This is a genomic window from Vibrio ouci (assembly GCF_004551525.1).
GTDB lineage: Bacteria > Pseudomonadota > Gammaproteobacteria > Enterobacterales > Vibrionaceae > Vibrio > Vibrio ouci.
Map to the genome: position 1 here is coordinate 39167 of NZ_SATR01000027.1, position 16067 is coordinate 55233.

A 16067-nucleotide genomic window follows, 5' to 3' on the forward strand; every position below is an offset into this window, starting at 1 on the left:
AAAGAAAGTATCAAACATTGAAAGTGAGAAATTGCTACTTTAAATGCAATAAGTGCAGCAAATACTTAAAATTCGATGTTTTTGATTAAGCTTGGCTCATCTTATCGATATTTAACTCAAAAGCAGCGAGTTGTTTAGCGACTTTACCAACATCCCCTGCGCCTTGAGTTAGTACTAAGTCACCGTCTTGTAAAACATTAGCGAGAACTGCAGGTAATGCGTTGCTTTCCGGTACAAAAATCGGATCCAGCTTACCGCGACTGCGAATAGTCCTACATAATGCTCGTCCATCAGCGCCAGCGATCGGTTTCTCACCCGCAGAATATACATCCAGCATGATCAATACATCGACTTGCTCAAGTACGTTGGCGAAATCGTCATAAAGATCTCGTGTACGGCTATAACGGTGAGGCTGAAAAATCATCACTAGGCGTTTATCTTCCCAACCATTGCGTGCTGCCTGAATCGTCACATCAACCTCGGTTGGGTGATGACCATAATCATCCACCAGCATCGCTTGACCATTACCAGTATCAAACTCACCAAGGTGGTCAAAGCGTCGACCTGTACCTTGCGTGCCAGCCATCGCACTTAGGATTGCTTCATCTGAGATATCATCTTCTGTCGCGACCGCTATGGCTGCCGAGGCATTTAGTGCGTTGTGACGACCAGGGATATTAAGCGTGATATCAAGATCAGCCTTACCTTGGCGAATTACGGTAAACTTGCCTTGTTGGCCATCTTGACGGTAGTTGGCAATACGTACGTCTGCATCATCAGAGAAACCATAGGTAATCACCTGACGACTAATCTTTGGAATTAATTCGCGTACGACAGGATCATCAACACACACAATCGCTTGACCATAAAAAGGTAAGTTGTGCAGAAAATCGATAAATGTCTGCTTAAGCGTCTCAAAATCACCACCATAAGTGTCCATATGGTCCGCTTCGATATTGGTGACAATGCTTACCATTGGCTGAAGATGAAGGAATGAAGCATCACTCTCATCCGCCTCTGCGATTAAGATTCGGCTCGAACCTAAACGTGCATTGGTACCAGCACTTTTAACCAAACCACCGTTAACGAACGTGGGATCTAAACCCGCTTCTGAATAGATTTGGGTAACCAAAGCGGTTGTCGTGGTTTTACCGTGAGTACCAGCTACCGCAATACCGTGGCGGAATCGCATCAACTCAGCCAACATTTCCGCACGACGAACAACCGGAATACGTGCAGCACGTGCTGCAATGATTTCCGGGTTCTCTTCATTGATCGCCGTCGACACCACGACCACACTCGCTTTAGCGACATTCTCTTCAGCATGACCGATGTAGATGGTTGCACCTTTATCAGCAAGTCGCTCAGTCACTGGATTCTCGGCAATATCAGAACCTGAGATTTGGTAACCTTCATTGAGGAGCACTTCGGCAATACCGCTCATGCCTGCACCACCAATACCAATGAAGTGAATGCATTTAACTCGGCGCATCTCAGGCACCATCGCTCGAATCTGAGCTAAATTTTGAGTATGTTGAACTGTCATGAATCTTCTCGTTATTTCGTCAATGCGATAATGGCTTCGGCTACCACTTTATCTGCATCTAACTTCGCCGCCGCTTTCGCTTTTGTTGCCATGGCCATTAGGGCTTCACGATCCATTGTCTGAATCTCTGAAACCAACTTATCCACGCTCAGCTCAGGCTGCTCTATCATTTTTGCCGCACCGCACTCGACCAAATGGTCTGCGTTCAGCGCTTGTTGTCTGTCTTTGTGCATAAATGGGACAAAAATAGCCCCAACACCTGCCGCTGATACCTCTGATACAGTCAGCGCACCTGAGCGACATACCAGTAAATCAGCCCATGTGTAAGCCTCTGCAACATCATCAATAAACTCTGTTACTTGCGCATTGCTCACTTGATGTTGCTGATACGCTAGCTCAACTTCCTGCTGGCTATTTTTACCCGCTTGGTGACGAATCTCATACCCTTCACCGAGCTTGGCCATGACCTCTGGTAGGGTCTGATTAAGGATGCGAGCGCCTTGGCTCCCACCCATCACTAAAATACGAATTTTTCCATCACGCTGTGCCATTCTCTGCTCAGGTGCGTCAATCGCCACTACGTCTTCACGTACTGGGTTACCCACCACAGGTGCGGTTGGAAAGGCACCAGGGAATGCCTGAAACACCTTCTTCGCGATCTTTGATAACCACTGATTGGTTAACCCTGCTACTGCATTTTGTTCATGGAGTACCACTGGGATCCCAAGCAACCAAGCAGCAATCCCGCCTGGGCCACTGACGTAACCACCCATACCAAGCACAGCATCAGGTTGCCAACGTTTCATGTGCGCCTTAGCTTGCATAATGGCATTGATGATCTGGAATGGTGCTTTAATTAGCCGGCCAATACCTTGACCTCGTAGACCTTTTACTTTGATAAAGTCGATTTCAATACCATGTTTAGGTACTAAATCAGCTTCCATACGATCCGCGGTACCTAGCCAGCGAATCTCCCAACCTTGTGATTGTAGTTGTTTAGCAACGGCAAGGCCGGGGAAAACGTGACCGCCGGTACCACCAGCCATCACCATTAATCTTTTATTCTTTTTCATCATTTTCTAACTGTTGTTCATGCTTATCTGCAACAACCAAACGACATTCATGATCGATGCGCAGTAGGATAGAAACGGCTACTGCCATAACAATCAAGCTCGAACCACCGTAACTGATCAGTGGCAAAGTCAAACCTTTGGTTGGCACCATTCCGGCCGCTGCACCGACATTAACCAGTGTTTGGAAAGCAAACCAAATACCGATGCCAAAAGCAAGGTAGCCACCGAATAGCTGCTCATTGTCGAATGCCTTACGGCCAATATATATCGCTTTAAGTACCAAACTAAAAATCAGCAGCAATACTAAGACAACACCCACAAAACCGAGCTCTTCAGCCAGAACGGCAAATACAAAGTCAGTGTGCGCTTCCGGAAGATATTCGAGTTTTTGAATCGAGTTACCTAGCCCTTGACCAAACCATTCTCCGCGACCAAACGCCATCAAAGATTGCGTCAACTGGTAACCACTGCCGAATGGGTCTTCCCAAGGGTCGAGGAAAGAAGTAACACGGCGCATACGGTAAGGTTCGATATAGATAAGAGTCGCGACCGACATCAAACCCACTACCATAAGTGCAAGGAATTGAGTCAGCTTCGCGCCGGCAATAAATAGCATCCCAAACAAGGTCACTAGCATTACCACAACCGTACCTAAGTCTGGCTGGAGAAGAAGTAAACTTGCTAAGGTAGCAAATACAATGATCGGCTTGATAAAGCCGCCAAAGAAACTTGAGCGTACCTCTTCGCTTTTACGCACAAGGTATCCCGACATGAAAATAAACAGCGACAGTTTTGCTACTTCGGCAGGCTGCAGGTTAAACAGACCAAGCGGGATCCAGCGCGATGCACCGTTAACGGATTTACCCGCGACAAGCACCACAACCAGCAAACCAATAGAGATCAGCAGTAACCAAGTACTGTATTGCAGCCAGCGCTTCATCGGCACTTGCAAAATAACCGACGAGGCCATGAGAGCAAGCACAAGAAATATCGCATGACGGAACATAAAGTGGAATGGCTGATCCGTTAGACGAGAACTGATAGGGAACGAAGCAGACGTTACCATAACCAATCCAGTAAGCATCAAGCCAAGGGATATCCATACCAACTGACGGTCATACAAAGCCTCTGGTGACGCAGTGGTCATCCAACGCTTAATACTGCTGAAAACATCTCGAATCTGCATAGTTCCCTAACAACTAAGAGTAGATTTTTGCTAGCTCAGTGAATGCATCACCACGGGCCATAAAATTATTGAACTGATCAAAGCTGGCACAAGCTGGAGACAATAACACCATGTCGCCTGATTCAACCTGAGGTGCAAGCCATTCAATAATCTCTTTCATCGAGGTAAAAGATTTCGCACTAGGGTGTAGAGGCATGAACTCGTCACCATCTTCACCAAAGCAACACAACTGAACATTCAACGCACTCAACACAGGCTTGAGCTCTGAGAAATCAGCCCCTTTACCGACACCACCGACTAGCAGATATAATTTGCCAGCTAACTCTAGCCCAGCCAATGCTGCTAATGTGCTTGCGACATTGGTTGCTTTAGAGTCATTGACCCACTTAACGCCATGATTATCAGCAACCACTTGGCATCGATGTGTCAAACCATTGTAAGACTTAAGAGCATCAAGACCTGAAGTAATATCGACACCCGACTCATTAAGTAGAGCCAAAACAACCAATGCATTGGCGACATTATGTCGGCCAACTAGAGAAAGCGCTTGAGTTGGGCACAGTTTACGCCCAGCGATAGCTACATACTCAACGTCCCCTTCAGTAACTAAGTGATAACGAGTCTGCTCAGCTAAACTAAACTCAACCACATTGCAGTCATCATCTGGATAGGTTTGTTTGTCATCAGCATTCACCACGCAAGTTTTTGCGTGGTGGAAAATGCGCAATTTCGCCTGACGGTAATCACTCATCCCATCGTAGCGATCCATATGGTCTTCTGAGAGGTTTAAAAACGCGGCTGCGGTAGGCTTTAATGACGAGGTCGTTTCAAGTTGAAAACTGGAGAGTTCAAGCACATACAAGTCAGCATCAAGCTGAAGAAGATCAAGCGCAGGCAAGCCAATATTACCGCCGACACCAACCTTGAGGCCGGACGCTTTTGCGACACAGCCAGTCCAATCGGTAACGGTGCTTTTGCCATTTGAGCCAGTAATCGCAATGACAGGTTTATCGACCTGCCATGCAAATAGCTCAATATCACCCACAACAGGAATGCCAGCTTGGAGTACTTGTTGAATCTCTGGCGTTGCGAGAGCAATACCAGGATTGGCAACCACAAGGTCAGCGTCAAGCAACCAGTTGAGATTCCAGCTGCCTGAGTGAAGCGCAACGTCTTCCGTTAGCTCCTCGCGTCCCGGCGGGCACTCACGAGTATCAATAACACGGATTTGTAGCGTTTTCGGCAGCGATTGTAAGTGTTTAACCACTGACAGGCCGGTAATACCAAGCCCTACAACCACTACCTTCTCAACATTTTTCCAGCGTTCCATTGTCATGAGTGAGATTTCCTTAGCGAACTTTCAGCGTTGCCAAACCAACAAGCACAAGAACGATAGAGATGATCCAGAAACGTACAATTACACGTGGCTCTGGCCAGCCTTTTAATTCGTAATGGTGGTGAATTGGCGCCATACGGAAGATACGTTGGCCGCGCAGTTTGTATGAACCAACCTGTAAGATCACTGACAAGGTTTCCATCACAAACACACCACCCATGATCACCAGTACAAACTCTTGACGTACTAGAACCGCAATCGTACCCAGTGCTCCACCCAGTGCTAGTGAGCCTACATCGCCCATAAACACTTGCGCAGGGTAAGTGTTAAACCATAAGAAACCTAAACCTGCTCCGACAATGGCGGTACAGACGACAACCAACTCAGACGCTTGAGGAATGTATGGAATATGCAGATAGTTAGCAAATTGAACGTTACCCGTTGCCCAAGCAATCGCAGCAAAGCCAGCTGAAACCAATACCGTTGGCATAATAGCCAGGCCATCTAAGCCATCAGTCAGGTTTACTGCGTTACTGGTACCAACAATCACGAAATAAGTAAGGACAATGTAGAGCAAGCCTAGCTGAGGCATGATGTCTTTGAAAAATGGCACCACTAGCTGAGTTGCGGCCGTGTCTTTACCGTGGGCATACAGTGCGAATGCCACCACTAAAGCAATGGCGGATTGCCAGAAATACTTCCAACGCGCAATTAAGCCATCGGTGTTCTTACGCACAACTTTGCGATAATCGTCGACAAAACCAACCGCACCGTAACCAAGTAATACTGCCAGTACAGCCCAAACATAAGGGTTGGATAAATCCGTCCAAAGTAAAACCGTGGTAACAATCGCCGTTAGGATCATGATCCCGCCCATAGTTGGGGTACCACGTTTGCTAAAGTGGGATTCTGGGCCTTCGTTACGAACAACCTGACCAATTTGCAGTAACTGCAAACGGCGGATCATTATTGGTCCCATCCACAGCGAGATACCCAGTGCAGTTAGGACACTGACAATCGCTCGAAAAGACAGGTATTCGAATAAACGGAAGAATGAAAAATATGGCTGTAGCAGCTCCGCGAGCCAAATAATCATGTGTACATCTCCTTGACAGCAGCGGCAACTTTGCTCATTCCAGCACTATTCGCCCCTTTAACCAATAAGGTTTGAGGCTCTTGGTGCTGTTCTATCTGCTGTTTAATAAAATCAATCATGCTCTGATGGTCTTCAAAATGAAGGCCATCACACTCTTCACTGATCGCCTTCGCGTCAGCGCCAAATGTAAGCACATATTCAAATTTGAATGGGGCAGCATGTTGTCCGACTTGACGGTGAAGTGCAAGACTTTCATCGCCTAACTCAGCCATATTACCTAAAATTAACCAACGAACGCCTTTGAAACCTGCAAGTAAATCAGCGGCCGCCTTCATCGCTGGAACGCTGGCATTGTAACTGTCATCAATTAACTTAATTTGCTGATTAAGTTCGATCAGTTCAACTCGCCCTTTCACTTTATTTAAAGAAGCAAGGCCGGATTGAATCATCTCAAGGCTTGCTCCTAGCTCCAACGCTAAAGCTGTAGCCGCCAGTGCATTGGCCACATTATGTTGTCCAATGATGCCCAGCGTTACCTTAATCTCACCCTGTGGTGTATTTAGCTTAAAGCTCGCTTCACCTACCTCATTAAGTGAGATATCTGACGCGGTAAAATCAGCACTAGAGTCTGTCAAAGAAAAGGTTTTCACCACTTTGTCCGCCAGAACCTCTTGCCAGTAGTCACCACCATTACTATCTAGGTTAACAATCGCCACTGAGCCAGCTTTAAGGCCTTGATAGATTTCACCTTTAGCATGTTTCACCCCATCCATCGAGCCAAAGCCTTCAAGGTGTGCAGCCGCTACGTTGTTGACCAAGGCAACATCCGGTTGAACCAAGCATGTGGTATACGCGATTTCACCAATATGGTTAGCACCCAACTCAATAACCGCAAAGTCATCTTCAGGAGTGGAACGCAGTAGAGTCAGCGGGACGCCAATCTCATTGTTAAAGTTACCTGCGGTAAACAGCACCTGACCTTTTTGCTCCATGATACTTGCGATCATCTCTTTGACTGTGGTTTTGCCACAGCTACCCGTGATCGCCACGGTTGGAGTCATACATGTCTGGTGCACGAGAGCACCTAATTGACCAAGCGCCAATTTGGTATCTTTAACCAAAAGCTGTGGTACATCATCACTAACAGGCTTGCTGACTAACAAGGCGCCCGCACCTGATTCAACAGCTTGGTGAGTAAAGTTGTGCGCATCAAATCGTTCACCAACTAATGCGACAAACAGAGCACCTTGCTCAATGTTACGCGTATCCGTTGATACTGAATTGATCACCATATCATTGCCGATAAGCTCAGCACCTAATGATTCAGCGATTTGACTTAACATTAATGAAATCATGCTTTTTGCTCCAGCAATTGAATCGCAGACTCACGATCTGAGTAATGAATCGTTTCGTTCGCCATCACTTGATAATCTTCATGTCCCTTGCCCGCAAGTAAGATAATGTCATCCGCATGGCTATTAGCTATTGCGTATTGAAGTGCATCAAAGCGGCTGTGCTCAACAACAGCGCTATCCGGCTGCTTCATACCAACAAGCATATCTTTAACGATCTCTGCTGGTGACTCACTGCGCGGGTTATCATCAGTTAAAATCACTTGGTCAGCTAAGCGTTCGCCAATTTCGGCCATCATCGGGCGTTTACCTTTGTCTCGATCACCGCCACAACCAAAGATAGCCCACAGCTGTCCTTGGCAATGAACTCGCAATGCATTAAGCGCCTTCTCAAGTGCATCCGGTGTGTGCGCATAATCAACCACTACCTTAGCTTTATTCTCTGCGGTAAAGAGTTCCATACGACCTAATACCGGTTTCAAAGAACTCGCGGTATCAAGCAGTAATTGTTTATCGATACCCAACGCCAATAAGGTCGTCATTGCCAGCAGAACATTGCTCGCATTGAATTCACCGATAAGTGGTACAACGCAGTCACCTACGCCAAACATGCCATCAATCGACAGTGTGATGCCCGACTCAGAGTAGGCAACGCTTTTCGCCCACACGGCACGTTCGATCGTTATCGTCTTAAGGGAAACAGCGATCGCATTATCTAAACGCTCTACCCAACTCGCGCCCACTTGATCATCGATATTAATCACAGCGTTGTGACAATTGTGCTCACTGAATAAACTGAATTTGGCTTCAGCGTACTCTTCCATCGTACCGTGATAATCAAGGTGGTCACGGCTCAAGTTGGAGAAGACACCCACAGCAAAATCGAGTGCTTTTACTCGACCTTGAACAAGACCATGAGAAGAGACTTCCAAAGCGGTAAACTGAGCAGACTGTTGCTCTAATTGATGCAAGGTCTGTTGAATTTCAATCGCGTTACCAGTGGTATTGGCAGCAGGTTGTAGGTTGTCTAAGAAACCATTACCTGTCGTGCCCATCACGGCTGCTTTCTTACCAACAAGCTCAAGCCACTGCGCGATCAACTGGGTGATGGTGGTTTTGCCATTGGTCCCCGTCACGCCGATGACTTGGTGAGTTTCGAGAGGGTATAAACGGCTTGCTAAAGCAGAAAGGTATTCACTTAACTGAGCGACATAAACAACCGGAACATCACCGATAAGCTCAACTTTTCCAGCAGCATGTTGCTCACATGCTTCAGCAATAACGGCATTGGCACCCTTTTCAATCGCAGATGCAATAAAACGGCGTCCATCAACAGCGTGTCCTTTAATCGCAACAAACGTTGTTCCAGAGGTAACTTTGCGACTATCAAGCTCAAGGTGCTTAACGACAATATTAGCGCTCTTATCAGTAGAGATATCCAGCCATGAAGAGAGCAGCGCTGCTAAGGTCAGTTCCTTGGACATAGTAAACTCACTTAATCTTGTTTAAATCGATTTTCATCAGGCGCTACATTCAAAATCTGCAGCGTCCCTTTTAATATTTCTGAAAACACAGGACCAGCCACTAAACCACCGTAGTAGCTGTCACCTTGCGGTTCATTAATTACGACAACTAAAGCGACTCTTGGATCGCTCGCTGGCGCAACACCCGCGGTATAAGCAAAATATTCATCACCATAACCACCCGCAATCGCTTTACGTGAGGTACCCGTTTTCGCCGCCACTCGATAGCCAGGAACGGCAGCTCTAGTTGCAGTACCACCGGGCTGAGTCACGGTTTCCAGCATATCAAGCACCTTACGAGCGTTATCGTGATCAATCACTTGCTTAGCGAGGTTCTGCTGGTTGTTTTCAATAATATGGATCGGTTGATACTCACCTAAATTGCCTAGCGTTGCATAGGCGTGGGCGAGTTGAAGAGGGGTAATGGTCAAACCATAACCAAATGACAGCGTGGCTATTTCAAATTTTGACCAACGACGGCGGTTAGGGAAAATACCTTGCGTTTCGCCCACTAGGTTTAAGCCAGATACTTCACCAAAACCGACTGAGCTATACATACCGAGTAGCGCTTCAAGCGGCATATCCAAAGCTAGCTTAGCGACACCGATATTACTCGACTTTTTAAGAATGGTTTGAAGATTGGCTTTGCCCACCTTAGACGTGTCTCGTACGCGACTACCACCGATCTGCATAATGCCGTTGCCGGTATCAATGATGGTGTTTTCATCAGCGACGCCATTTTCAAGTGCAGCAAGAACAACAAAAGGCTTTATCGTTGACCCTGGCTCAAACGCGTCAGTAATAACACGGTTTCGCATCTTGGCAGATTGAAGGTCTGAGCGATTATTCGGGTTATAAGATGGCGCATTAACCATCGCCAATACCGCACCAGTTTTCACATCTAGGATAACCGCCGAGCCAGAAGTTGCACGGAAGTCAGCCACCGCCTGTTTAATCGCGCGATAAGCGATCGCCTGAATACGCTGATCGATAGTCAGTTCGAGCGGTTTGCCTTCTTCACGCTCTTCTAAAGAAATGTTTTCTACCACACGGCCATAACGGTCTTTACGAATGATGCGTTTACCCGCCTCACCCGTTAACCATTTATCATAGCTACGCTCAACACCTTCCAGACCATGACCATCAATACCCGTCACACCAACTAAGTGGGCACTAACTTCACCAGCAGGGTAATAACGTCTTGATTCAGCTTTTAGACCAACACCAGCCAACTTCAGCTCACGGATATAGTGCGCCATCGCAGGGCTGACTTGACGTTGCAGATAAATAAAGCGCTTAGTCTTGTTTCGGTTGATCTTATCAACCATACCTTGACGCTTAAGCCCCAATACGTCCGCAAGCGCGTACCAGCGGTTAATGTCTTCAAGGCCACCTTCTTTAAAAATGGTCGCTGGATCGGCCCATACCGCTTCAACAGGAACACTCACAGCCAAAGGCTCGCCATTACGGTCTGAGATAATTCCTCGCGCTGAGTGCAAAGTCTTAGCGCGAATCGAGCGCATATCGCCCTGTTTGATCAGGTTATCAGGCTCAATAATTTGGATATAAGCAATACGGCCACAAAGTGCAGCAAACGCGCAGAACACAAAGAAAAGAACAAGATAGAAACGCCAACGAATAAGTGTCGCTGGCTGATCGTCTGATTTAGCTTCTGCTGGTTTTACTTTTTTGCTCATGGGAGATTAATGATGACTTCTTTGTCTGAGTCTGGACGTTTCATGTCCAGTTCTTTTTTGGCCACCGCCTGAACTCGGCTATGTTCAGCCAAGGCGGTCTCTTCTAACAGTAAGTTACGCCACTCATTGTCTAATCTTTCGCGCTCGACCATGGTTTGGTCTTTCTCGGTGATCGCTTGACGAGTGTGGTGAGTAGTAAATACGACGCCCATTGCACTAGCAAAAATAAGTACCAGTAACACAAGTGGCACGCGCCCAACACTAACAATGTCGAGCGCAATTAATTTAGCTAGGTTTGGAGACGACTTACTCATTGCAGGTTAAAGTTTCTCAGCAATACGCAAAACAGAACTGCGCGAGCGAGCGTTCTCTTCAACTTCTTGTTTCGATGGTTTGATCGCTTTACCAACAGGCTTTAGATTGGCACTACCGAGGGCTTTGATCTGATCTTCCGTCATAGGAATACCATGAGGTACTTCAGGGCCTTTGCTCTCTTTACGAATAAATCGCTTCACCATGCGATCTTCCAATGAGTGGAAACTGATCACAGACAAACGACCTTCAGGCGCTAGAATGCTCGCTGCGCCTTTTAGTGCGGTATCAATCTCTTCTAGCTCACTGTTGATGTAGATACGGAAAGCTTGGAAAGAACGCGTTGCTGGGTGTTTTTTCTCTTTAAAGCTCTTTGGCGCAGCCTCAGAAATTAACTTCGCCAATTGACCAGTACGTGTCATTGGCTCGTTTTCTTCGTTCTCACGGTAAGCGACAATCGCTTTAGCAATACGGCGCGCGTGTTTGTCTTCACCAAACTCACGGATAACCCAAGTAATGTCATCAAGGTCTGCTTCCATCAACCACTGAGAAACCGGGATACCTGATGTCGGGTCCATACGCATATCTAGTGGACCGTCTTTCATAAAGCTAAAGCCTCGCTCTGCATCATCTAGCTGAGGAGACGACACACCGAGGTCAAGCAATACGCCATCAACTTTACCGACAAGACCATACTCTGCCGCATATTGCGCCATACCAGAGAAAGGACCATGAATAATAGTAAAGCGAGGGTCATCAATTTTACCCGCTTCTGCGATCGCTTGAGGGTCACGGTCGATACTGTAAAGACGACCGTTGTCACCTAATTTAGATAGAATCGTGCGGCTATGACCACCACGACCGAATGTTCCGTCTATGTAGATGCCATCAGGTTTAATCGCTAAACCATCGATAGATTCATGTAAAAGTACGGATATGTGTTTAAATGCTTCGGTCATAGTTATCTCATGTAGCTGACGCATTGACGAATTCTGACTCTCCAGTGTACTGATTTAGCGGCTTATCGCCACCTCTAGCGTGAGAGAACACGTGATTTTGCGCCAAGTTTAATCGTTAGAAAATAAATTAGGTCAATTAAAAGCAAAAAACCCATCATAACAATAAAGTTACGATGGGTCTCGAATAGGTGGAGCCGACACATAAGCCGGGTTCTGTTCCGCTTGCGCGGCGGTAGCCATTCGTCTAGGCCAGCAATCACTCACTGGCTCGAGCAACCTACCCGCCTCCTTACGCGAGCAACGCAATGTGGAGGCCTATTTGGTCTTGCTTCAGGTGGAGTTTACCCTGCTACGAACTATTACTAGTCGTCCGGTGCGCTCTTACCGCACCCTTTCACCCTTACCTGTGCCCCAATTCTCTAACGAAAAAAAGGGCCATCGGCGGTCTTCTCTCTGCTGCACTTGTCGTGGGCTTGCGCCCCCCAGGCGTTACCTGGCACCTTGCTCTATGAAGCCCGGACTTTCCTCCCCCTTGTCAGTCTCCCGAAGGACGTCAACGTCAGTCTCCTAAAAGGACCTCAACGTCAGTCTCCCGAAGGACATCAACAAAGCAGCGACTACCCAGTCAGCTCCGAGGGCGGATTGTATAGAGTTATCAGCTAAGTGTCTAGCGAGATCACAGATATGATGCAATGAGGGTGTTAACTGGGCAAAAAGCGTGCAGTTAATTATCAATAATTGGTCATTCCATAGAACGACGAAGAAGTGAGTAGGGAATCTCTAACCAAAATAGAGATCCCCAACTCGCTCGTACCTCACTCTGAGGATAGAAGTATGAGCCGTTGAAATTAACACTAGCTATCGCGTTTAGTTTACAAGCTCACGAGAAGCTTAATCTAAGTTCTCCAATCCCCACTTGTAGAGCGCATTTTTTTTCAGATTGTAGATCTCGGCTGTCATCGCCGCGGCTTTTTTCAGTGGCAGCTCTTTGGTTAAAATCGTTAAAGTGCGCGTCACTTCCTCAGGCAAAGTGTCGTCCGCTTCAGCGCGATAGCCATGAATCAATAACGCCATTTCGCCGCGCTGCTGGTTGGAGTCTGACTTAACCCACTCAATAAGCTCACCGAGTGGCATCCCTTGAATGGTTTCAAACGTTTTGGTTAGCTCACGGGCAAGCACCACTTCACGTTCTGCGCCAAGAATTTCTAACATGTCATCAAGCGAGTCTAGAATACGGTGAGGTGACTCGTAAAACACACAAGTACGCTCTGCCTTAGCTATTTCTAGAAACTTATCTTTACGACCTTTGCTTTTGGCAGGAAGGAAGCCTTCAAAGCTAAAGCGATCTGATGGCAGGCCTGACGCACTCAACGCCGTGATCACCGCACATGCACCTGGTAGTGGGACAACTTTGACGCCTGCTTGACGACATTGATTGACAAGATGGTATCCTGGATCACTTATTAATGGGGTTCCAGCGTCAGAAACGAGTGCAATTGAGTGCCCCGCTAACAATTTGTCGACTAGCACTTGCGCTTTTTGTTGTTCATTATGATCATGAAGCGCAAAAGTTTTAGTCTGAATACAGAAGTGAGACAACAACTTACCTGTATGTCGTGTATCTTCAGCGGCAATAAGATCGACTGTAGATAGAACTTCTATCGCTCGTTGAGTAATATCACCTAAATTGCCAATTGGCGTAGGTACGATATAGAGAGTTGGAACCTCTGTTGGTAAGGTTTTGTTATCTGTCATTTGTTTACCATCACTTCAACGATTAATATAGACACAATTTTATACGGAATTAGTAAAGAACTCATGGCCAAGAATAACCACAAGCGTCTCAGTGTAACACGCTTATTGACTCCTGTAGCACTCGCTGTCGCATTGGCGGCGTGTTCTTCTGCTCCTAAGACACCGCAAAGCGTCGATATTACTTTAGATCCGAACCAACCAACTCAGACCTATTTGATGCGAGCGGATAGCAGCACTGGCAGTTTGCAAAATGATTGGTTGGTCATGGCGCTGAAAGCTGCAGTAGACAACGGCGATGTTGCTCAAGCAGAGCTACTCATCAAACGTCTTGCTCGCCAGTCGCTTAGTGACATGCAACAAGCGGAGTGGCAACTGGCCCGTTCCGAGTTACTGATCGCTCAAGAGAAGCCTCAAGATGCACTAGCGCAACTCAATTTCCGTCCGTCATGGCAGCTTGCTAATGACCAGTGGCAAAACTACCATCAACTGCGCGCCTCATTGTTTGCGACTCTCGGTGATGACTACAATGCAACTAAAGAACTCTCTTTAGGCAGTCGATTTGCCTCAGAACAGGAGCAGCCACAACTGGCGCAAAACGTTTGGCGCAACCTTAGCCTAATTCCTGCGACTGAGTTAGAAGCGCAACGCGCACAAGAAACTAATTCAGTCTGGCTTGGCTGGCTTGAACTATCTAGCTACACCAAAACACTATCCAATCACTTACCGGAACTGCAAAGTCAGATCGAACAATGGTTAGCGGCTAACCCTAACCACCCGGCGGCACTTTACACACCGCAAAGCATTGTCGATATCTTGGCATTGGAAATGACTAAGCCAGTCAATACTGCGTTGCTGCTGCCGCTGTCAGGTAAATTTGCGAAACAAGCACAGCTGATCCGCGATGGTTTCATTCTGGAAATGATGAATGACGATGAGCGCGATGAAAATGCAACACTGACGGTCATTGATACCAACGTGCAATCTGCTGACGAAATAAAGTTCGCGCTCAGTGACAAGCAAATTGACTCGGTTGTCGGCCCGCTGATCAAAGATAACATTGAGCAACTGCAAGAATCTCTAGCGAGCTCAAACAGTAACGTCTCTGCACTAGCACTCAATATTCCTGATGAAGTTAAACCAGGCACTAATGTTTGCTATCTCGCTCTATCACCAGAGCAAGAAGTGGCTCAGGCAGCAAAACACTTAGCTGCACAAGGCTACAAGTTCCCGCTCATCCTAGCGCCAAAAGGTCGTTTAGGTCCTCGCGTCGTTGAAGCTTTTGAGCAAGAGTGGAAAAAATACAGTGACAACAAAGTTGCGGTAAGCTTGTTTGGCGACAAACGCCAACTTCAGCGTGACATCAACAATGTATTTGGCCTACAAGCAAGCCAACAAAACATTGCTCAAATGGAGTCACTACTAAGCACGCCACTAGAAAGTCAGCCACGTAGCCGTCGCGACATTGATTCCGTTTACATTGTTGCTAACAGCGCTGAGCTAACTTTGATTAAACCATTTATCGAAGTCGCGATTAACCCAGACACTGTGCCACCAAAGCTGTACTCCAACTCACGTAGTAACAGTGGTCGCCACCAGTACGAAGATCTATCTGGTGTAATGTATAGCGATATTCCATTGCTCATTCATCCAGATGCGGCGCTAAAAGCGCAAATGGATCAGCTATGGCCTAAAGATTCAAATGCTGAAAAACGTCTCCAAGCGCTGGGCATGGATGCTTACCGACTAATGGAACATTTGCCGCAAATGAAAGTGGTCACTGATTACACTATTGATGGCAATACTGGTACGCTAAGTATTGACGAGAACTGTGTCGTACAACGTGAAATCAGCTGGGCTGAACACGGTGCCAACGACTAAACGCGCCAGCGGTCAACACTATGAAGCCGTAGCTGAAAAGTATCTTATCAGTTGCGGCTTAACGCTAATTGAGCGAAACTTCCTTGCTAAAGGTGGAGAGCTTGACCTCATCATGCGAGACAAAAGCAGCATTGTTTTTGTTGAGGTTCGCTACCGAAAGAGCCAAGCTTTTGGTCATGCGGCTGAGACTGTCACTCGCTCAAAAATACAAAAGCTAATTAGAACGGCCAATGTATGGCTAATGAAAAATGGCTTGTCCGTCTATTCAACTGATTTTCGCTTTGATTTAGTTGCCATCCATCAAAATGGTGAGCAAATCGAGTGGATAAAAAACGCAATAACTCAAGGATAAAC

13 protein-coding genes and 1 other RNA gene are annotated in these 16067 nt (G+C 46.8%); 2 read left to right on the forward strand and 12 right to left on the reverse strand.

The window, feature by feature from the left end; all coding sequences use genetic code 11:
• Positions 1–85: 85 nt before the first annotated feature.
• The 12 genes from murC to rsmI all read right to left on the reverse strand — a co-directional run bounded on the left by murC (position 86) and on the right by rsmI (position 13835).
• Positions 86–1546, reverse strand: a complete 1461-nt coding sequence (gene murC, locus ELS82_RS16575) for a UDP-N-acetylmuramate--L-alanine ligase (protein ID WP_134836461.1) — start codon at positions 1544–1546, stop codon at positions 86–88.
• 11 nt (positions 1547–1557) lie between these two features.
• Positions 1558–2619, reverse strand: a complete 1062-nt coding sequence (gene murG, locus ELS82_RS16580) for an undecaprenyldiphospho-muramoylpentapeptide beta-N-acetylglucosaminyltransferase (RefSeq protein ID WP_134836484.1) — start codon at positions 2617–2619, stop codon at positions 1558–1560.
• Positions 2606–3805 (reverse strand): cell division protein FtsW, encoded by a 1200-nt coding sequence (gene ftsW / locus ELS82_RS16585; RefSeq protein ID WP_134836462.1) that lies wholly within the window; start codon positions 3803–3805, stop codon positions 2606–2608. The genes murG and ftsW overlap by 14 nt, the downstream gene beginning before the upstream one ends.
• 13 nt (positions 3806–3818) lie before the next feature.
• Positions 3819–5135: a UDP-N-acetylmuramoyl-L-alanine--D-glutamate ligase gene (murD, locus tag ELS82_RS16590; protein WP_208733191.1), complete on the reverse strand. Its 1317-nt coding sequence runs from the start codon at positions 5133–5135 to the stop codon at positions 3819–3821.
• A 19-nt stretch (positions 5136–5154) separates the two neighbouring features.
• A complete protein-coding gene (gene mraY / locus ELS82_RS16595) occupies positions 5155–6237 on the reverse strand; it encodes a phospho-N-acetylmuramoyl-pentapeptide-transferase (protein ID WP_134836464.1) in 1083 nt (360 codons plus the stop codon).
• Positions 6234–7592, reverse strand: a complete 1359-nt coding sequence (locus tag ELS82_RS16600; RefSeq protein WP_134836465.1) for a UDP-N-acetylmuramoyl-tripeptide--D-alanyl-D-alanine ligase — start codon at positions 7590–7592, stop codon at positions 6234–6236. The genes mraY and ELS82_RS16600 overlap by 4 nt, the downstream gene beginning before the upstream one ends.
• Positions 7589–9073 carry a UDP-N-acetylmuramoyl-L-alanyl-D-glutamate--2,6-diaminopimelate ligase gene (gene murE, locus ELS82_RS16605; RefSeq protein ID WP_134836466.1) on the reverse strand — a complete coding sequence of 495 codons (1485 nt, stop codon included), beginning with the start codon at positions 9071–9073 and terminating at the stop codon, positions 7589–7591. The genes ELS82_RS16600 and murE overlap by 4 nt, the downstream gene beginning before the upstream one ends.
• Before the next feature lie 11 nt (positions 9074–9084).
• The gene (locus ELS82_RS16610) at positions 9085–10809 is read right to left on the reverse strand and encodes a penicillin-binding transpeptidase domain-containing protein (RefSeq protein ID WP_134836467.1); all 1725 of its coding nucleotides are present in this window, start codon (positions 10807–10809) and stop codon (positions 9085–9087) included.
• Positions 10806–11123 carry a cell division protein FtsL gene (gene ftsL, locus ELS82_RS16615; protein WP_134836468.1) on the reverse strand — a complete coding sequence of 106 codons (318 nt, stop codon included), beginning with the start codon at positions 11121–11123 and terminating at the stop codon, positions 10806–10808. Before ftsL ends, ELS82_RS16610 begins: the two co-directional genes overlap by 4 nt.
• Positions 11124–11129: 6 nt before the next feature.
• Positions 11130–12080, reverse strand: coding sequence for a 16S rRNA (cytosine(1402)-N(4))-methyltransferase RsmH (gene rsmH, locus ELS82_RS16620; RefSeq protein WP_134836469.1), 951 nt, complete (start codon positions 12078–12080; stop codon positions 11130–11132).
• A gap of 186 nt (positions 12081–12266) precedes the next feature.
• An RNA gene (gene rnpB / locus ELS82_RS16625) (RNase P RNA component class A) lies at positions 12267–12713 on the reverse strand.
• Positions 12714–12971: 258 nt separating this feature from the next.
• Positions 12972–13835 (reverse strand): 16S rRNA (cytidine(1402)-2'-O)-methyltransferase, encoded by an 864-nt coding sequence (rsmI, locus tag ELS82_RS16630; RefSeq protein ID WP_134836470.1) that lies wholly within the window; start codon positions 13833–13835, stop codon positions 12972–12974.
• A gap of 63 nt (positions 13836–13898) precedes the next feature.
• Here rsmI and ELS82_RS16635 point away from each other — a divergent pair, with 63 nt between their 5' ends.
• On the forward strand, positions 13899–15713 hold the full coding sequence (locus ELS82_RS16635) for a penicillin-binding protein activator (RefSeq protein WP_134836471.1): 1815 nt from the start codon (positions 13899–13901) through the stop codon (positions 15711–15713).
• The gene (locus tag ELS82_RS16640) at positions 15700–16065 is read left to right on the forward strand and encodes a YraN family protein (protein ID WP_134836472.1); all 366 of its coding nucleotides are present in this window, start codon (positions 15700–15702) and stop codon (positions 16063–16065) included. Before ELS82_RS16635 ends, ELS82_RS16640 begins: the two co-directional genes overlap by 14 nt.
• Positions 16066–16067 lie beyond the last annotated feature (2 nt).